The following is a 19932-nucleotide window of genomic DNA, read 5'->3' on the forward strand; positions in this document are numbered from 1 at the left end:
ATTCATATTTTTATAGATCATATGAATATTGTTTTATTAATAAAGAGAACTCAATGCTCTATAATGTGAATAAAGTTTAGTATTATGACGATGAGGTGCAAAAGAATATGCGTAAAAAGCTAGTTTATACACCACCTGCAAACGGTTACCCTGAATGGAACAACAACCCTGAAATTTTTCAGCTAAATCGGATGGAAGCTCATGCTTCACTTATGCCATTTACTTCGGAGGAGGCTGCTTGGAACGGGCATCATAGCGAGTCGGAAAACTATCAATCTCTTAATGGACAATGGAAGTTTGCGTTTGCGAAAAATGCGGAAGCCCGTATCGTAAATTTTTATGAGGCTGAGTTTGACCATAGCGAGTGGGATGAAATTACAGTTCCTGCTCATTGGCAATTGCAAGGCTATGATTATCCGCAATATACAAACGTCAAATATCCATGGGAAGGTACGGAGGATATTAAGCCGCCTTTCGCACCAACGCTGTATAACCCGGTAGGCTCCTATGTACGTACCTTCACTATCACTAAGGGATGGGAAGGTAAGCCAGTTTTCATCAGCTTTCAAGGTGTCGAATCTGCATTTTATGTATGGCTTAACGGCGAGCTTGTAGGGTTCAGCCAGGATACGTTCACGCCTTCCGAGTTTGATTTGACACCTTATTTAATAGAGGGAGAAAACAAGCTGGCGGTTGAGGTCTATCGCTGGAGTGATGCGAGCTGGCTGGAGGATCAGGATTTTTGGCGAATGAGCGGTATATTTCGTGATGTATATTTATATACAACTCCTGATGCGCATATTTTTGACTTCTTTGTCAAAACAGAGCTTGATGACCAATATAACGATGCGCAGCTTATAATCGATACGAAGCTTATTAATTATTTTGCTAAGCAGCTTGGTGAAATCACAGTAGAGGCCGCATTATATGATGCGGAACGAAATGCGGTATTTACGGAGCCATTAGCGATTCGGACTACTGTAAAGGGCGAGACGTTAACGGAGATTCGTTTACAGGCGGCCATCAAAAAACCTCTCAAATGGAGCGCGGAAATTCCAAACCTATATACGCTCCTACTAAGCTTGAAATCAGCGGACGGTCAGCTGCTAGAAGTAATTAGCTGCAAGGTCGGTTTCCGCAAGTTCGAGCTGAAGGATGGGCTGATGCAAATTAACGGCAAACGCATTATGTTTAAAGGCGTCAACCGTCATGAGTTTTCCTGTGATACTGGCAGGTCGATCGGCGAACCGGAAATGCGCAAAGACATTGAATTGATGAAGCGTTACAATATTAATGCTGTTCGTACTTCCCATTATCCGAACGATTCGCTCTGGTACAAGCTATGCGATGAATATGGATTATACGTAATAGATGAAACAAATCTAGAAACGCATGGCTCTTGGACCTATGGACAGAAGGATTTAGGCGAGACAGTTCCAGGCAGCAGGCCGGAATGGACAGAGGCGGTGCTGGATCGCTGTAACTCTATGCTGCAGCGCGACAAAAACCATGCTTCTATCGTTATTTGGTCTCTTGGCAACGAATCCTTTGGCGGGGATAACTTTATTAAAATGTATGATTTTTTACGCGCGGCAGATCCTTCTCGTCTTATTCATTATGAGGGTGCTTTCCACTTTCGAGAGTCAGACAGCTCCTCTGATATCGAGAGTCAAATGTATACATCTCCTCAAGGTGTGGAGCAGTATGCGTTGAATAATCCGAAAAAACCATATATTTTGTGTGAATACAGTCATGCTATGGGCAACTCCTGTGGAGGTCTCCACTTATACTGGGAGCTTTTTGAAAAGTATCCGATTTTGCAAGGCGGCTTCATTTGGGATTGGATTGATCAAGCAATCCGGATTACGGATTCAGACGGCATTGTGAAGATGCAGTACGGTGGAGATTTCGGAGAATTGCAGCATGACGGCAACTTCTGCGGCAATGGTCTTATTTTCGCTGATCGCACAGTATCGCCAAAGCTGCAGGAGGTTAAGAAGGTATACCAAAATGTGAAATTCGAATCGATCGATTTGCGTAACGGAACAATCAAGGTGACCAATCGTCATTTGTTCCAAACCTTGGACAGCTTTAAGCTGTTGTGGCAAGTCGCGATTAATGGTGTTGTAAGTCAGAAAGGAACGGTTGAGGCGGCGGCAGCTCCTGAAGCAGTGCAAATAATTACGATTCCATATGAGCTGCCTAAGCTCTCTAATGTAACCGAAGAAGCTGTTCTGACGGTTCAGCTGATCACGAAGGAACAGTCGCTATGGGCAGAAGCGGGGCATGAGATTGCATTCGAGCAATTTGTGCTGCCAGCCGCTGCTGAGCTTGTTATTACAACAGAAACAGAGAAGCTGCCGCTGCAAACTGAGAATGCTGGATCGTCCTTCATTGTGAGAGGTGAACGCTTCGCCCTGCAGTTCAATAAAGTGAATGGCAGTCTAAAGTCTTATTCGTGGAATGGTAAAGAGCGTTTGAAGGAAGAGCTTATTCCAAACTTCTGGCGTGCTTATACCGACAACGATCGTGGAAATAACCAAAACGTACGCTGTGCAACATGGCGTGAAGCGGGTATAGGACGTGAGCTGCTCGGCATGTCATATGAGATCGGAACGACCGAAGTGACTGTTCGCGTGAAGTATAGTCTTCCGACTTTGGTGTCATCCTTGCTTTCTCTTGTTTATACCGTTAGTGGCGAAGGGGCGGTTCATGTATACGAGGAGCTTCAACCTGGCGCAGGATTGCCTGAAATACCTGAGGTAGGCGTTATGTTCCAAATGCCCGGCGAGTTCGATCAATTAAGCTGGTATGGCAAAGGACCGGATGAGACGTATTGGGATCGTCAGACTGGCGGTAAGCTGGGTCTTTATGCAGGCAATGTGAAGGATCAAATGGTGCCTTATATTCGACCGCAAGAATGCGGCAATAAAATGGATGTTCGCACAGCTAGCATTACGAATAACCAAGGTGAAGGCATCGTTCTTACGGGTCTGCCGTATTTTGAACTAAATGTATTGCCATATACGCCGTTTGAGTTGGAAGAGCATGATCATGTGTACAAGCTTCCTGCCAGCGACAAAACGGTCGTACGAGTCAATGATAAGCAATCCGGTGTAGGTGGAAATGATAGCTGGGGAGCGCGTCCTGAGAAACAATATACACTGTATGCAAACCGCGTGTACACGCATCGATTCTCGTTCCATGGTGTATAAATAAGAAAGAGGCTGGTCCAATGTAGCTGTTGCTACTATAGGATCAGCCTCTTTATTTAATATATACGCCGCCGAAGGGCAGCACCTCGCGAAGAATGCGCTTAATGAAGCCGCTGTTCTGCAGCTGATCTTCAAGCTCAGGATCATGTGAGCCGGTTTGAATGAGGACGGGACCGCTGCCCTTAATCTCCCATTGTACATTCATATGCTGGCTGGCGAGCTTATTTCCATATACGGATAGCTGGATGGAAGCATTTTCGGGATAGGCCACTAATGCTCCTGTCTCGACGTATAATGGTCGTTCAGGGTGCAGCTGGATCGACTTCACGTCACCAGTTGTAATAATACCTAAGTATCCGGGACCGGAAAAACGCATCCGAACTAATTCCTTCGTTATCCATACGTTTTTCATTTTTTGGACGACAGATTTCAGTGTCATCCCGTCTGAGAAGAAAATAATATGTCGGAAGTCGAACAGCAGGTCGCTTTTCTCGCTGATAGGAATCGTCTCAAGTGAGCAGCCTGCAGGCAAGCCGAGAATGAACTCAGATGGACCGGTTAGGAGGGAACGAATCCATTTCTTCTTGCGATAAACTCCGGCTAAATCCATTAGGCGGTCCTCACGATCCTGTGGAGCTCCTTGGTAAGCGATAATGGATTTTGGATGCAGGACATGAAGCTTGTCCTTGTCTGCAAGCGTTACATGCACATGACCAATCTGAGCGGGGACGGTTATATTCATCCGCTAATTCCTCTCTGCACGCCTTTACGTTGCTTGCGCCATGTCGTATATCGCCAGAGACGAACGGAAATGATGTAAGCTGCGATAATGACTGCAATAATGATTACAATGTTGATAAGCCTGCTTAAAAAAGATTTCTTTTGCTGCTGCATTTGCTCCATCTCAACCTGCAAACTCGCGTTTTGAGCAATCAGCTGCTCGTTTTGTTCGGTCAACTCTTGCTGCTTCCGTGCGTATTCCTCCGTGGCCCGAAGAGACTCCGCAAGCTTCTCTTGCTGCTCAACGAGCGCTTCTTTTGCTTCAATGTATTGCTGCTCCAGCTCACTTATTTTCTCAGGTGTGTCGTAAATATCTTTAATCCGATCAAAAAAGCCTGCTTCTGTAGTCGGTCCGGGTACGATAATGAGTAGTAAGATTAAGAAAGCGACTAGTGCGGATAATTTGGCTGAAATAGTTGGCATAGTTTCTCCTTTCAATACTCGACATAATAGGAGTTCTGCTTACATTTTACAGCCTTTCCCGACAATAGTCATCTATGTCCTTACTTTTGCAAATAGAAGAGAGGAAAATCATAAAAATAACGCTGATAGAAAAACAAAAGACGATCATTATCCCAACAATTGGAATGATGATCGTCTTTTTATTTGCTTTAAATGACTTCATTCGTTATTCTAGGCTTACTTTCTAACATACATGCGGCTTGTTTCTTCCCAAATGCCGCCTGGCTCAAGGGAAACAAGTCCGATTTGCTCAGCTGGCAAATCAACGTTGGGCGCATTGACGAGGTTAAGCTGCGGCTCAGGGCAGAAGAAGCCAGGCGTTGCTTTGTTGTTCCAAATCATCCATTGCTTGTAAGCAGTGCCGATGTCATAAATAAGCGTGACCCCATTACGGATATCGGTTAGCTCCATAGCATTTCGGCCATTTTGCGGCTCGGTCGTGTAATGGTTATCCATAGACTCCCAGTATGGAGATATGCCCGTAGTTTTCATTGCTTCTTCATCAGCGACTAGCGGCTGATGTTTGCCAGTAGGCAGCATCCGCTCACTGAGCTCCCAGCGCTTGCCGGTTGTTAGTGTGAAGCGATAATCGTCAGATGTGCTGTTAGGAGCAAACGGCGCATTAATGGTTGTATGGAATCCAATTAGGCAAGGCATTGCATCCGTACCTTCATTTTGAACAAACACTTGCTGAAGCAGGCCGGTATTATTTAACGAATAGCGCAGTTTAACTGTAAAACGGTGAGGCAGGTAAGTGTAAATAGGATGGCTTTCATCGATTGAAATTTTGAGAGAAACATAGCTCTCTGTTTTGTTGCTGCCGAAATCCTCAACAGACCAAGCAGCTGTATGAAGAAAGCCATGCAAATGATTGCCGGTGCTAGGTTCGTTTATAGGGAATGAATAAGTTCTTCCGTTCCAGTTGAATGTTCCATCCTCATAACGATTAGGAGGAAACAGGATAGGAATGCCGTGTACGCCTGGATTGGCTCTGAAGTCTTTCATCTCATCGGCTGCCGGCTCACGGAGAAATGTATAGTTGTTTTCAGTATCGCGGAAAGCGATGAGATTAGCGCCTACATTGGGAAGTACTGCTGCTTCATATGATCCCCATTTTAGCCATACGGCTTGTTCATCATGAAATGCTTGTTCAAATGCTTGTCCTTGTGTAGACATGGAAATCCCCCTAATAAGTAATTATTCATTTAAGAATAGCAGGACAAAGCCTAACAAACAACCGCCTTATTCCACTTAATAAGGTGGAATAAGGCGGTTGTTTGTTGCTTATGGTGTTATGCGCAAATCCTTATTCATTGAACGCTGCTGCGTGAAAAGCTGTTGGATGACATATTGTTTACGGCGATTTACGGTGACTTGCTTGGAATCGGAGCAATCTGTGCCGAAATGAATGGTACCATTGGCAATCGTCTTGATTTTGCTAATGTTAATATAGCAATTAGAATTGATCGGATAGAAGCTGCTTTCAAATGTAAGCTGCTGAATCTGTTCGGCAGTCATTCTCTTCTTAATGTTATAGTTTCTGCCGTGGAAGCTGACGAGTCCTTGAATGCCGATTTTGAAGTACAATACATCTGACTCCAGCTCGAAATCCTCATATACATTCCGTTCGATCATTACAACATTCACCATTTCATTTTCCCCCTTTAGAAATGTGAGTCGTTGAATTGTTAGCGCTTACATTGTAACATATCACAATACCTTTTGTGAAGTATTTTATAAAAAAATACATTGTTTGCTGGTACCGCTTATGCTATGTTCACTGTAATGCAAAAAATGAGGGAAAGGTTGGGTAAAAATGAATAAGCAAAATGAAAAAAAGGCAAATAGCAGGCTGTTGTACATAGGTTCCTATGGAACAGCTGAGGAAGCGACGATTCATGTCTGTCGATTCGATGGCGATACAGGAGAGTTTACCGTCATTCAACAATTAATGGATTTGGAAAATGCGTCATATTTAACATTGCACCCGAAGGGGCATTATCTATACGCTGTAAGCGAGACAGGAATGACAGGAAATGAGGACGGAGGCTCAGCAGCTGCTTTTAGAGTGGATGCCGAAACGGGTTTACTTAGCAGAACATCGGGGAATCCGATTTTAACGAAGGGCGCGCACCCTTGTTATATTAGTACAGATCAAGCAGGCAGAGCGTTATTTGCAGCGAACTATACAGGCGGTAATGTTGCCTTGCTGCCGATTATAGCTGATGGAGAGCTGGATGCAGCTGTTTCCGTGATGCAACATTCAGGCGAGCTTGGTTCAAACACTGCAAGACAAGAAGCACCGCATGCTCACTGTATAACGCCAATAGGTGATTCAGCGTTCATATGTGCAGTCGATCTTGGAATTGACGCCATTATTATTTACCGATATGATGCGGAACAAAATATGCTGACTCCGCATAGCGAATGCAAGGTGCATCGCGGTGCTGGTCCTCGTCATCTTATTTTCGACTCGCAATTGCAGGTCGGATATTTAATGAATGAGTTGGATTCAACCATTTCCGTACTAAAGGTAGATGCTGAACTTGGGACACTAACGGAAGGTCAAGTCATATCGTCACTGCCGGCAGACTATAATGGCTCCAGTGATGCGGCAGATATTCATCTTTCTCCATCTGGACGTTTTTTGTACAGCTCAAATAGAGGACACGACAGCATTGCTGTATTTGCGGTTGATCCGAGCAACGGCGAGCTTACGCTTATTCAACATATGGATTGCGGAGGCGAGCTTCCTCGCAACTTTGCAATTACTCCGGACGGCGCTTATCTGCTTACAGCACTTCAGAAAAGCGGAACAGTAGTCGTATTTAGTATCGATCATGAAAGTGGAATACTTGCTCCAACGGGGTCTAAGCTTCAATTGTCGAGTCCTGTGTGTATAAAGTTCGGTTTGAACTTGTATTAATTTTAGATGAGAATTTACGTAAATTAGAGATAGATCGCAATAGTGGAGAGGTAGGTCCTAAGGTTATGTCAGCTCAAAGCTCGGTTGCTGGTTCGAAGGGAAACGCGATTAAATCGGCAACTGTATACACGATGTTATTTGCCATTAGCTCTGTCCATTTAATGAATGATTCCATGCAAGCAGTAGTGGCTGCTCTTTTTCCGATTTTTCAAGATTCTCTTCAATTGAGTTATGCACAAGTGGGCTGGATAGCGTTCACGCTTAATATGACCTCATCCATCATGCAGCCTGTTATTGGTCTTATATCGGACAAAAAGCCGAGGCCATGGCTGCTGCCAGTTGGTATGTTTTGCAGCATGATTGGTATGGCGGGGTTAGGGTTTGCGCCAAACTTTTGGCTGCTGCTCTTGGCCGTCGTTTTTGTAGGACTTGGCTCAGCCGTCTTTCACCCAGAGGGATCGCGAGTTGTTCATCTGGCAGCAGGGAATAGACGCGCTTTCGCGCAGTCGATTTATCAGGTGGGAGGCAATTTAGGTTCTGCACTAGCGCCTTTAATGACTATATTTATCTTTTTCCCGCTTGGTCAGCGAGGCGCGGTATGGGGCATGCTGCTCGCTGCTTCGGCAATTGCTATATTATTTAAAATCGTACCTTGGTATACTTCGCAATTAGCCGCACATGGCGGAAAACCTCCTAGCAAAAAGGCTGGAAGCGGGAGTGCAGTTGCAGCTGAGCAAGCACGGAAAAATAGTAAAATAGTAGCCTTCGCACTGTCTATACTGTTTGTCGTCGTATTCGCGCGATCATGGTATGCGGCAGCTATCGGGAACTTTTATCAATTTTACGCCGAGGAAACGTATGGTTTGACTATTCGCGCCGCACAGGTTCCATTGTTTCTATTTATGGCGGCTGGTGTAGCAGGTACCTTCCTTGGAGGTATTATGGCCGATCGAATTGGGCGGAAGAAGATGATGCTCATTTCTATACTTGGGGCGACTCCGTTCGCACTGATGCTGCCGCATCTTCCGCTGGGATGGGTTTATCCGATAATTGCTTTACTCGGCTTTATTTTGCAATCGGGATTTTCCGTAAGTGTTGTTTACGCGCAGGAGCTAATGCCAGGCAAAGTGGGTACGGCTTCAGGTCTAATAACGGGGCTTGCCTTTGGTATGGGAGCGCTCGGCTCGGTTGTGCTCGGTAATTTAGCGGATGTGCATAGCCTAAGCTTCGTAATGATTATGTGCAGTATGCTGCCAGCTATCGGCGGGCTAGCTATTTTATTGCCGAAGGATCGCAGAGAAAAGGATTAAGAGATTACTGGCGGGTTGAAAAATGGAATAATAAACGAATGAAACAGCAGTCTCAGGAGAAAGATGAGACTGCTTTTTTTGATGATATTATAAAACGTTTGTTACATGTTTGTTAAAAAATTGCCAATCTTCGCTTTAGCTAACTTATGCACCCAGTCATCACGAGTTCAAACTTGGAGATCATAAAATAGTTGAATAAAAACAAACGTAATGATATTATGTTTGTGTATTTAACAAACAGATATAAGAGGTGTTTGGAAATGAATATAGATGAACGGTTTTGGGAGTCGTCATTAGATGAATTGAAGCACGGCTATGTTTATGAGAAGTCAACGGAAAGCTATTATTGTTTGGTATGCGGAGATCGCTTTGAGGACGGCGAAATATTTCGTGTGGAACAGTTGGATCGTTGGTATGATGCGCGTAAATATGCAGCTTATCATCTTCAGGAGGCACATGGCTCCATGCTGGATTGTTTGCTGGGACTAGACAAGAAAGCGACGGGACTTACTGATCTGCAGAAGGAGCTTATTCATCATTTTGCAGACAATCTATCTGATAACGAGATTGTGAAACTCACTGGAATAGGCAGCGCCTCGACGATTCGAAATCATCGGTTCGTATTGAAGGAGAAGGCGAAGCAGGCGAGACTGCTGCTTGCGACTATTGAGCTTATGGAGCAGGGGGCTACCGCGGCACCGCGATTTGTACCCATTCACCCGAACGCTAAGCAAGTGGATGAGAGATACGTGATTACGGAGGAAGAATACGATAGCCTTGTTAAGCAGTATTTTCCAGCAGGTGCTGAAGGGCCAATGGCTTCGTTTCCAAACAAAGAAAAACGGAAAATAGCTGTATTGCGGCATATCTCTTCATTTTTCCAAGTTGGAATTAGGTATTCGGAGAAGGAAGTAAACGAGCAGCTAAAACAGTTTTGGAAAGATGATTATGTGACGCTGCGCCGTTATTTAATTGAATATGGCTATTTGGAGCGTAAAGAGGACGGCAGTCAATATTGGGTTGGGTTATTAGGAAGTGGAGCGGAGGAGGGTGAAGGTGAGCCGCAAAAGACCGAGAAGCGAGGAAAGCCAGAGAAGCAATTGAAGGGAAAACAGAAGAATGAGCGAAAGGGCGAATTAAAGATGGATAAAGCAGAACGCAAAAAGCTAACGGCGGAATATCAGGAACGTGAACGTGTAATGGGGGTATTCCAAATAACGAATAACGTAAACGGTCGGATTTATATTGGCGGCACTACGAACATGGATGCGTTATGGGGAAAAGAGCAGTTTATTCTCAACATGGATACTCATACGAACAAGGAGCTGCAGAAGGATTGGAAGCAATACGGCGCTGAAAATTTTTCATTTCTCATTCTAGAGACCGTTAAATTCGATAATCAAATTCGGTATGATTATAAAGACGTATTGGATAACGAAGGGCGTCAACCGATTGATGTTGTTCGCCAATATAATAAGGAGGTATCCGATTTAAAGGAGAAGTGGATGGAGCAGCTTCAGCCTTACGGGGAAAAAGGTTATCACAAGCAAGAAATTGATGATAAAAGATAGCATATCATCATCTGGGTTAGTTAAAAAGAAGGAGTGTTGTTTGAGATGTCTGCTAAAGCAGCTGTAACGGATTCGAAAGGAAGTTTGCTTCGCAACAAGTTTTTTCAAACGATTTTATTATCGAATGTACTGCTTCAACTCGGTATTTGGGTGCGAAATTTTGCGATACTAATGTATGTAACGGACATGACCAATGATGATCCATTTGCGGTTGGTTTGATGGGCTTCGTTGAGTTTTTACCTATTTTCGTATTTTCGTTTATCGGGGGGACCTTTGCGGATCGATGGAGGCCGCGTAAGACGATGATATGGTGCGATTTCTTGTCTGCTATATCGGTTTTTATCGTGCTTATTACGGTTGTCTATGGATCATGGCATATGATATACTTTGCTGCTTTCGTATCAGCGATTTTATCACAGTTCTCTCAGCCATCGGCAATGAAGCTGTTCAAGCAGCATATTGAGCCTGAGCAGTTGCAAACGGCAATGGCAATGTTCCAATCGCTGATGGCTATATTTATGGTGCTTGGTCCTTCGCTCGGCGTTATTTCGTATCAAACATTTGGCATCGAAATTTCAGTTGGAGTAATGGGAGTAGCATTTCTGTTGTCTGCTGTCGTTCTGTTCCGAATCCCTCGCGATCGCGAAGTGGAGAAGCCATCAGAGGCAGGCGAGCGTCGTTTCTGGAAGGATTTAAGCGATGGCTTCGCATATGTGTGGCGCAGTCCAGTATTAAAAGCGCTTGGCGGAACTTTTGCGCTAGCGGGTATAGCTGTAGGTATTGCTCAGACTCTGGGAATATTTGTTGTTATTGAGCGATTAGGCCAACCTAAATCCTTTTTACAATTTATGCTGATGGTAAATGGTATTGCGATGCTGGTTGGCGGAGGGCTTGTCATGTTATTAGCAAAAAAAATATCGCCGCAAAAGCTGCTTGCGCTTGGCTTGCTAATCAACTCCGTATGTATGGTAGGAACGGGCTTATCGACGAGCGTTCCAATTACGCTTGTGCTGCAATTTATTTCTGGGATCGGATTCCCATGCATCCAAATTGGCATTAGTACGTTGATCCTGAAAGGGTCTGAAGAATCGTATGTAGGCAGGGTTAACGGTGTACTTAACCCAATGTTCATGGGCACAATGGTCATTATGACGCTGGTAGCCGGACAACTGAAGCTTATGTTCCCCCTAGTCGGTATTTATACCGTTGCAGGTGTAATTATGTTTCTAGGTATGTTGATGCTTATTCCAGTGTTCAAGCATAAGCCGTTAATAGTGCAAGCTAATGGCTAATTGTTTAATATTGACAGATGGGGTGTCGTGAAGTAACATCAAATTAATAAACAAAGTTTAGCGAAGCACGCTTATACCCTCGATAGAGGGAGAAGCGTGCTTTTTTGTGTTGTTTTATAAGTCAATTTAGGAGAGGAAATAGGTGAAAAGAAGGAATAAACGTCTTTATCCAGAAGTGGTATGAAGTTCCTGTGAAAAAGTGGATGCACAAAATGAAATTATTTTTGGAGGAATATATAAATGAAATCGACTCAAATTATCGTCATGCTGCTTGTCGTTATTTGGCTAGTAAATCTTAGGCCTGTCGCGGCATCCTCTGCGGAGCGGGTTGTTATTACGAAAACATACGAAATGACCGCAGAAGCAGATTACATTGAATTTCAATTAGACGGTTACGATGGGGCATTTACCTCAACATTAAAATTGCCTAATGGTCATGTCATAACTAACACGAAAAGCACGAAAATAGATGATCCAGATAAGCCTTATTGGGTTAATGCTTTTACTATAAATAATGTGAAGAAGGGGAAATACACCTTTACGATCAAAGCACAGAAGCAAGCTTATTATAATCTGCGTGTTGATGTTCCTTTGTTCTCAGATATAGCAAGCCATTGGGCGAAGGACGAAATTACAGTGTTTGTACAAAAGGGGATTGTAGGCGGTTATGGTTATGGGAAATTCAGGCCAAACGATGCTGTTACCGGCGAAGCGCTTATTAAGATGGTTGTCGTATCACTGACAGAAGAACAGTCACATGGTAAACGGCAATGGCTGCAAACCTTCCGCTGGCAAGTAAGGGACGAAGAGAAAAGCGATAAGTTAGGCCAATATGAGTATGATTTCGTGGCAAAAGATGGGGAGCATTGGTCGGTTACTTATCTGTCAGCTGCGGGTGATCTTGGCGTAGGGAACAAGTGGAGTGATAAAGACTTAAAGGGTGCGTTTAAGCGTAAGGATGTGGCTTTGCTTGTCGCTAATGTTATTCAGTTAGTGAAAGATGATAAGGTCCAAGCAGCTGCTTACACAGACACGGCTACACTAAGCGCAGATTATCGAAAAGCTATCGATCTAGTGAGCAATTACAGTATTTTCAGTGGTTATCCAGACGGTTCGTTTAAACCAGAACTTCCAGTAACAAGAGCGGAAGCGGTTAAAGTACTAACCAAACTGATAGTTTTTATGCAATAAAGTGTTTTTAAAACAGAGGGGGAAAATAGAGTGATAAAAAAGATGATAAATGCGTTATTGGTGCTTTCTTGTGTAATCGGTGGAGTTAGTTTCGCATCGAGTGGATCGGAAGTGACAAGAGTGGCGGCAACAACAGCAACAGCAGATAGTGTGAACGAATTGGCGTTCAAAGATATATCCAAGCATTGGGCAAAGGATAATATCCTAAAAGCGTATGAGAGTGGTTTAGTTGATGGTTTTCCAGATGGTACTTTTCGTCCTGATGATGTGGTGAAAGCTGACCAGTTTATCGTGATGATGCTGAATGCGTTCTCCGAGACGGTTGATGGTAAGACAGAGTTTGCCCAAGATTGGTTAGCAGAATTAAAGAATATCCAGCCATCATATATGCTTAAAATTATTTCGGAGGCACGTAAATCTAAGTTTGATTTCCAGCCAGCGAAAACAGGCTATTGGGCGAAGCCGTATGTGGATTTGCTCTATAAGATCCCTTATCTTTATTCGTATGACACTGTATTTCCTCTAGATTACAAACGTTATCAGAAGCAAATGAAAAGGGAAGAGGCTAGTTATTTGCTTGGTCTTTGGTATAAGACCTATGAAGGCAGTGTTGACGGTTTGTATGCAGATTTTGTATTGAGTAATAGCGGATTAAAGGATATAAACAAATTTTCCGGTGAAGCAATGACGTATCGAGCAAACGTTTTAATAACTGGTCTTATGAATGGCTATCCCAACAACTATTTTTATCCGCAACGGTATGTGACCCGAGCTGAGGCTTTAACGATGGTTCAGCGTTTAAGAGATAAGTCACTACGAAAACCGTACAAGCCAAATTTGAAAGGGCAATATTACACAGAAGTAGACGGAAATATTTATCTATTTAGCGATAAATACAAATACGATACGTACAACAAATTGAAGGAATTAGCTAAAAAGCATGTGGTAAAGGGTTATACAAATATAGATGGATCTGCTCTGAGTTTTTATGAGAGTAAAGATGCGTTTGATAAATATGAGTTTTTAACACGAATGTCAATGTTTGATCAAAGAACAGATCCTGAAATGGTAGTTGGTGTAAGTACTGGATCTACTCCGCAAGTATTTATTCAATATCCGATCAATAAGAAACTTCCAAATACCTCTGCTTATGTTGACGCCATTTTTGAGCTTTATGCAGGAGTGGGTAAGGGGAAAGAGTTGAAAAAGGTAGTGACTGCTTACGAGAAGGAATTATATACCTCTACAAAGTTATTTAAGTTCAACAACAAAAATTTCAGTTTGTATACGAGTGGAGAAAATTATGTGCTGGAAATGAACTACTAAAAAGATAAGGAGTGATCAACATTGCGTGTACCTTTTAAAAGACAAATATCATTACTTATGTTAATTGTTATGCTGCTATCTATGTTGGATGCCATATCCGTTCCAACAGTTAGCGCAGCAGATACAACTATTAACGGATTCCCAAACCCATGCGGTTATAACCCTGCGGTAGACGGTAAAATTCCAGATGGAATTAAGCCCTGTTCTAAGCCGAAAAGTGCAACAGATAAAGGTTTTAAATTTAACTCTAGCTACTATCATAAAGAATGGATTTTAAATGGTGCAACACCACCCAAAAAAGATGGCCAACGATTAATTGTCGTCTATGGTGATGTCACGAAAGTACCTGCTAGTGTACAAGACTATAGAAAAGGTTGGCAGCCGGGCGATTTCAACAGTGTCATTGATCCACCTAATGGAGAAGGTCATTTCTATGTTTGGGATGCTGCATATGACAGATACACGTATGGAGAGTATCGATTTCTAGGTTTTGATGAGACGGGTTCTCTTTATCCGAATGACAACATGATCCGAGATGATAGCACTAAAAATCCACTTGGATCTAAGCACTGGGTATACGAACCGTGGAAGTCCTTGCCTACCAGCTATAAATATAAACCTAACGGATCAGGGCCAATATATAATAATACCAATGTAATGGACCCTAAATTTGAAGGAGTACTTGATAATATCAGAAGATCCTTAAATTTTCAAATAACGCAAGGTGTTAAGTATGCTGATCGTTATAATGTGTTACCTAGTAATGATATTAATCGTGACCCTCGAAACTATATGAACATCCCACAGGTTGCGACTCCAAGGGAGCCAGGAGTCGGGCTGATGTATCACTATAGTTGGGAAACCAAATCATTATGGTATCAGTCATTTCCTTTACTACAGCTAGAAGGCCCTGAAAAAATAAAAAATCCAGCGAAGTGTGCCGCTATTCAAGTTAGCTCTAAGCCTATTCCTTTAGGTAAAGAAAGATACCAAAAGGTACAGGTTAGAGTAACAGGAGAATTGGAAGATCAACTTGCGTATGGTGATGTCCAAATGGAAGGTCTATTTTATACAAGAAAAGATGTAGACTATTGGACATTAGGATTAAAAGATCCTTCTACTAATAAAGTAACAACGATCTCATCTAAAACAAGTAAGGATGGCGTAGTAGTAAAGGATAATACAGCATCGGGGGTATTTACGCTATTAGTTGATACGGATAAGTTAGTTAAAAGTGACCCTAAAAAATGGGTGTATACGTCCAAAGCAGAAGTTAACGTTTATCATATGAACCATACGGCTAGTTTACCTTCTACGGCTAAGACTAATTGTAATTTAACTTTAAACTTTGAACCAAATAATAACGGCCCTATGCTTAGTAATTTTGGTGTTATACCAGAAATATTTTTCGAGAAAAAGTCGGAATTCACTAGAGATCGTCTAGGATATGAAGATTTCTCTTATGGAAAAGATGTGGATTATTATAAATTCGAGATTACGAATGCAGAGGATGGCAAGAAGGTAACTAAAACGTTTAATCCAGCTATTCCAGAAGTTAAAAAACCAACGAAAGGTTACTTGGATCAAGATGCGGTAGAAACATTTTTATATGACTTTATAGCAGCCCAATTTACAAGCGAAACGGTTTCAAGCACGGTGAGAAAATCATTTCATATTAAGCAAACGATTGTTGATCAAGATGTGACAACTAACAATGAATCCGTTGATTTAAAAACAATTGATGTTTCACAAACACCGAACGCTCCGCCAATTAATGTATGTGATGATCCAAACAAGGCTCCTAAGCCATTTCCTCAATATATTTCACCTCAAACATCTTGGGAACTCGATTGGTACGATGTTGTTCCCTTTCCAGTAACAGATACGCCTCCTGAAATACTCGCTCATTCGCCATGTGAAGATCCAGTAGATTACAGCGAATTTACGAAAAAGGTATTTATTGATGGTGTAGAGATTGATGCAGATGAGTTTTTAGCAAGTAATTATATTTTTGGTGAGGATAAGCTTGGTATTCGTGAGATTAAAGTCATCTATATTGCACCGGATGGGACGGAATCCCATAAAATGGTACATGCGGTTATTCACGAATCGAAGCCTGCTGTATCACTAAAATTAGAAGGTTTGTATAAAGAAAATCGCACAATGACTGCTTATGATCGATCAGCAGCCAGTAATGATAAATGGGTAGAAGAACGTTCACCTCTCGAAGTAACTTCATTCAGTTATGTTAATGTGAATAATCCTAATCTAAAAAGTAGGGTCGGTTACGGTGAGGATAACCTAAAAGATAAGATGTTCATGTATAAAGCGGTCGGGAACTATCAGATGAGCATTGCAGCAAAACGGGTCATTACTTACGGTGGGGGTAAAACGATTACTCGATATTCCGATCCATACGTAGTGGATTATGCCATCATGCCTGACTACAAACCTGCTATCATTGCTCATGCCTACGGTTCGCAAGTAAGCCGACTAGACAAGCTGCAACTGAACTATCAGGTAGATAGTACAGATGGAGATTTTATCGCAACGAAGAGTTTGAAGGTTTACCATGATACGAAAAACGATGGTATTTTTGATAAGCTCGTTTATGAAACGGACGGTGATCTTACCGAACTTCCAACCTTAGCTAAACTTGGCCAGTATAAAATCGTTGTCGATGCAAAGGAAAGCACGAATCAAGAAAGGCTAATGGAGTTTATAACGCCTAGTGATGATAAAACGCATACGTATGAGGGCTTCTTTTTTGTAGACAATTACGAGCCTTCGAGTGACCTTTATCTGGATGTGCCGAATGAAAAACCGAATATGGATGTCTATTTCATGCTTGATTCGCAGTTGGCAGAAAGCTCAAGCCAATATGTGAAAAATAATGTAGTAACGTTGACAAATGCTTTTAATACAGCGAATATCATTGCAAATGTAGGCGTATGGGATATGAAAACATACACCTATTCACAATCAGCTAGTACAAGCAGTAATAGTGGACAATCGTATCCAAGTTCAACAATTAGTTATTCCTCTAACGGATACTCAGGTACATTAAGTCGGGATTCCGTTTCAAATTCTCCTTATCAGGTGGATGAAGGTAGATTTGTATCCAAGACGTCTAGTAAAACCGCAACTGACAGCTGTAGTCACACGAAAGAGTTTTTATACGATAAAAACGGAAATGCGCAAAAAACGTATGATTCAGGTGACTGTCCTAGTTCAAAATCTTACAGTGATGGTCAGTATTCTGGAAGCCTTAGTCGTACAGGAGATGAAAGCGGTGGATGTCCTGGTAGCGGTAAACCTGGTACGGGATGTAGTCATACTTGGTCAGTACCATATTCGGGAACGGTCTATTGGACTCGTGATGTGTGGGAACCTAAAATGGTAAGTAAAGATGACTATACAGGTTACTATAGCGGAACGATTTACAAATATATACGACAATCCTATGATGCTGCATTCATGAGAGCGGTACAGTCCAAATACGTGGTCTATATATCTGACAATACCGTGACACAGTTAAACGATCTTCAGCATGTCATGAGTAAACAAGATGCTCGATTAATCACGGTGGGGCAAGCTGCTATTCAATCGCAAATCACTCCTGAAAAGTATATTCAAAATAGCGGAGCGATTGCCAGCGTGGTAGATAAAGTGATTGCATACATTGCTGAAAGTAATCCAGCCATTCCTAAAGTACTCAAGCTAGTTGGTGAACAGACCGAAACGAGAACCGCTACCTTTGATGCGGAGGGAGATCCGACGCCAGATAGTGAGGACAAGCTGCAGATCATTCAAGATCCTTATCATTATGATAATGCAATGGGCTTTGAGAGCTTCGGCGGTAAGACGCTTATCTCTACCCAAAGTGATGCCAATTGGCGAGCGTATCAATCTATTGTGACCATGAATAAGCCAGGGAAATATACATTTTACCGAAAAACAAAGGATCAACCGACAACAGATCCTAGCTTTGCGGAGTATAACTATTCTTCCAATGAGTCAGCGATTGAGGTTTTGGTTCACCGAAAGCCGATTGCAGATGTAGCGTTAGACTTTGATTACATTGCAGCCACTAACCTTTACCGTACAACTTGGATCGATACGAGTTATGATTTCGACCATAATATCACAAGAGCTAGCACAGACCGAGGTATTCAAGCACGTACCATCAAGTTCACGAATCAGGGAACAGGAGAGGTTTTTACCAAAATTCCTAATGAATTGGCGCCAGGAACTTATTTGCTGGATTATGTGGCACAGGACATCGAGGGGGTTTGGAGCGATCCGATTAAGCGTACTTTCATCCTGCCTAACGCAGTGCCTGTACAAATGAAGTCAAATCTTAAAACAGTTTACAGCGGCTTTTCGCTAAACAGCGTTCCAGCGAGTGAAAGTTTAGTTGCTCATGGGTTGTGGACACGGTATCCGTACTCGATCTCATTAAACTTTGTTATGAGTAGTTATATTTCTAAAAATGTTCCTTATTACTCAGGTACGAAGAATGGAAATGATATCACATGGAATGAACAACAATTTACGATTCCGAACACGACACCTGATGGAACGTATAGCTTTACAATCACAGGTAATGGTTCGGTTGCTGGATCTATGGTTACGCACCCTTACACCGTGAAAGTGGTAACACCGATTAATTTATCCGGACAAATTGATGATGCAAAAAGTGGAGCTGCTAATATTTCAAACGTTCTTGTCGGTGAGACGTACCAGTTGAAAGCAACAACGACCAAATACCCGAATGCAACAACGGTCACTGTATTTAAAGGGACTGCTTATCAAAAAAATGTAACTTTAACTTCTACAACGGCAAACACGACAGGTTACGGTCAGAAAAATTGGACAGGCAGCTTTAATGTTGGAACAATGCCAGATGGAAAATATACCGTTGAATGGCGTTCGACAACACCAAATGGCAATGTAGAGACTGTAAGTAAAACAATAGAAGTCGTGAACAATCGACCGCCGACAGCTGATTTTGATTGGTCGCCAAAGCCGGTTTACGAAGGAGATACTGTTAAATTCCAATCGAATGTGGCTGATCTCGACGGGGATGCATTGTCCCTTACATTCGAGTTAACAAGCCCAACTGGGGTGAAAAGTAGTTTTCCATATACACTCAATGGGCCAAGCTACCCCGCAAAAGGTCCGTCGATTAAGTTGTCTACCATTGGAGCCTGGACGATGAAACTGACGGTGAGTGATGGAATTGCAGCACCTGTAACTGTTACAAAAGTCGTGCAGGTGTTTCCCCTTCATGTCACTGGATTTGTGAAGCATACTGATCTATGGGATGAGCACCGGCGTGACTACAATATGAAAACAAGCGGCAATGCAGAATCACCGCGTGGATATTCTGTTTTCTGGGCTGGGGAGAAGTTTATGTTGGAGGCTAATACGACATTAACAGGAACCGCTACTCGAGCAAATAAAGTGGATGTGAAGATGGAAATGGGAGAATACCAAGCTTCGCTTGTTGCTTCTAATCCCAATCAAACGAGCTGGAAGGGTGAGTTGTGGGACGCTTCTTTTAGCAAGCTAGCAAAAGGCAAGATTACCTTTACTTTCACCGCGTATTACAATAATGGCATCATAAAAATCGCAAAAGTCGACATAACCATAGACGGTGAAACACAAGACATCGTCGGCGTTCATCGCGTGAATTGATAGTGATGGTTTTAGTGATGTATTTGTTGATGATGATGTATAAGTAGAAGTAGAAGTAGAAGTAGAAGTAGAAGTAGAAGTAGAAGTAGAAGTAGAAGTAGAAGTAGAAGTAGAAGTAGAAGTAGAAGTAGAAGTAGAAGTAGAAGTAGAAGTAGAAG

12 protein-coding genes are annotated in these 19932 nt (G+C 42.5%); 8 read left to right on the forward strand and 4 right to left on the reverse strand.

Going from position 1 to position 19932, the window contains the following annotated elements; translation table 11 throughout:
- The first annotated feature begins 107 nt into the window (after positions 1 to 107).
- Positions 108 to 3215 carry a beta-galactosidase, LacZ type gene (lacZ, locus tag AC0YN7_RS09650; RefSeq protein WP_475809763.1) on the forward strand — a complete coding sequence of 1036 codons (3108 nt, stop codon included), beginning with the start codon at positions 108 to 110 and terminating at the stop codon, positions 3213 to 3215.
- Positions 3216 to 3267: 52 nt separating this feature from the next.
- Here lacZ and AC0YN7_RS09655 read toward each other — a convergent pair whose 3' ends face one another.
- The 4 genes from AC0YN7_RS09655 to AC0YN7_RS09670 all read right to left on the reverse strand — a co-directional run bounded on the left by AC0YN7_RS09655 (position 3268) and on the right by AC0YN7_RS09670 (position 6107).
- Positions 3268 to 3957 (reverse strand): AIM24 family protein, encoded by a 690-nt coding sequence (locus AC0YN7_RS09655; protein ID WP_475809764.1) that lies wholly within the window; start codon positions 3955 to 3957, stop codon positions 3268 to 3270.
- Positions 3954 to 4418 (reverse strand): hypothetical protein, encoded by a 465-nt coding sequence (locus AC0YN7_RS09660; RefSeq protein WP_475809765.1) that lies wholly within the window; start codon positions 4416 to 4418, stop codon positions 3954 to 3956. The genes AC0YN7_RS09655 and AC0YN7_RS09660 overlap by 4 nt, the downstream gene beginning before the upstream one ends.
- A gap of 216 nt (positions 4419 to 4634) precedes the next feature.
- Complete coding sequence (locus AC0YN7_RS09665) at positions 4635 to 5633, reverse strand: aldose epimerase family protein (RefSeq protein WP_475809766.1); 999 nt, start codon at positions 5631 to 5633, stop codon at positions 4635 to 4637.
- Positions 5634 to 5741: 108 nt separating this feature from the next.
- Positions 5742 to 6107 (reverse strand): hypothetical protein, encoded by a 366-nt coding sequence (locus AC0YN7_RS09670; RefSeq protein ID WP_475809767.1) that lies wholly within the window; start codon positions 6105 to 6107, stop codon positions 5742 to 5744.
- A 166-nt stretch (positions 6108 to 6273) separates the two neighbouring features.
- Between AC0YN7_RS09670 and AC0YN7_RS09675 the strand changes: the two genes are divergently transcribed.
- The 7 genes from AC0YN7_RS09675 (at position 6274) to AC0YN7_RS09705 (ending at position 19774) form a co-directional block, all read left to right on the forward strand.
- The gene (locus AC0YN7_RS09675; protein ID WP_475809768.1) at positions 6274 to 7383 is read left to right on the forward strand and encodes a lactonase family protein; all 1110 of its coding nucleotides are present in this window, start codon (positions 6274 to 6276) and stop codon (positions 7381 to 7383) included.
- A gap of 65 nt (positions 7384 to 7448) precedes the next feature.
- Positions 7449 to 8693 (forward strand): MFS transporter, encoded by a 1245-nt coding sequence (locus AC0YN7_RS09680; protein ID WP_475809769.1) that lies wholly within the window; start codon positions 7449 to 7451, stop codon positions 8691 to 8693.
- 260 nt (positions 8694 to 8953) lie between these two features.
- Positions 8954 to 10264 carry a DUF2087 domain-containing protein gene (locus AC0YN7_RS09685; protein ID WP_475809770.1) on the forward strand — a complete coding sequence of 437 codons (1311 nt, stop codon included), beginning with the start codon at positions 8954 to 8956 and terminating at the stop codon, positions 10262 to 10264.
- Positions 10265 to 10309: 45 nt separating this feature from the next.
- Entirely contained in the window at positions 10310 to 11557 is a 1248-nt protein-coding gene (locus AC0YN7_RS09690) for an MFS transporter (protein WP_475809771.1), read from the forward strand.
- A gap of 240 nt (positions 11558 to 11797) precedes the next feature.
- On the forward strand, positions 11798 to 12748 hold the full coding sequence (locus tag AC0YN7_RS09695; protein WP_475809772.1) for an S-layer homology domain-containing protein: 951 nt from the start codon (positions 11798 to 11800) through the stop codon (positions 12746 to 12748).
- Positions 12749 to 12778: 30 nt separating this feature from the next.
- Positions 12779 to 14074, forward strand: a complete 1296-nt coding sequence (locus AC0YN7_RS09700) for an S-layer homology domain-containing protein (RefSeq protein ID WP_475809773.1) — start codon at positions 12779 to 12781, stop codon at positions 14072 to 14074.
- A 21-nt stretch (positions 14075 to 14095) separates the two neighbouring features.
- Positions 14096 to 19774 (forward strand): Athe_2463 domain-containing protein, encoded by a 5679-nt coding sequence (locus tag AC0YN7_RS09705; RefSeq protein ID WP_475809774.1) that lies wholly within the window; start codon positions 14096 to 14098, stop codon positions 19772 to 19774.
- Positions 19775 to 19932: the final 158 nt, after the last annotated feature.

The sequence above is a fragment of the Paenibacillus sp. J31R122 genome (genome assembly GCF_056269185.1).

Bases quoted from the DNA above. Each gene is read 5' to 3' on its own strand.
- lacZ (WP_475809763.1), top strand. From the start codon at position 108: ATGCGTAAAAAGCTAGTTTATACACCACCTGCAAACGGTTACCCTGAA.
- AC0YN7_RS09655 (WP_475809764.1), bottom strand. From the start codon at position 3,957: ATGAATATAACCGTCCCCGCTCAGATTGGTCATGTGCATGTAACGCTT.
- AC0YN7_RS09660 (WP_475809765.1), bottom strand. From the start codon at position 4,418: ATGCCAACTATTTCAGCCAAATTATCCGCACTAGTCGCTTTCTTAATC.
- AC0YN7_RS09665 (WP_475809766.1), bottom strand. From the start codon at position 5,633: ATGTCTACACAAGGACAAGCATTTGAACAAGCATTTCATGATGAACAA.
- AC0YN7_RS09670 (WP_475809767.1), bottom strand. From the start codon at position 6,107: ATGGTGAATGTTGTAATGATCGAACGGAATGTATATGAGGATTTCGAG.
- AC0YN7_RS09675 (WP_475809768.1), top strand. From the start codon at position 6,274: ATGAATAAGCAAAATGAAAAAAAGGCAAATAGCAGGCTGTTGTACATA.
- AC0YN7_RS09680 (WP_475809769.1), top strand. From the start codon at position 7,449: ATGTCAGCTCAAAGCTCGGTTGCTGGTTCGAAGGGAAACGCGATTAAA.
- AC0YN7_RS09685 (WP_475809770.1), top strand. From the start codon at position 8,954: ATGAATATAGATGAACGGTTTTGGGAGTCGTCATTAGATGAATTGAAG.
- AC0YN7_RS09690 (WP_475809771.1), top strand. From the start codon at position 10,310: ATGTCTGCTAAAGCAGCTGTAACGGATTCGAAAGGAAGTTTGCTTCGC.
- AC0YN7_RS09695 (WP_475809772.1), top strand. From the start codon at position 11,798: ATGAAATCGACTCAAATTATCGTCATGCTGCTTGTCGTTATTTGGCTA.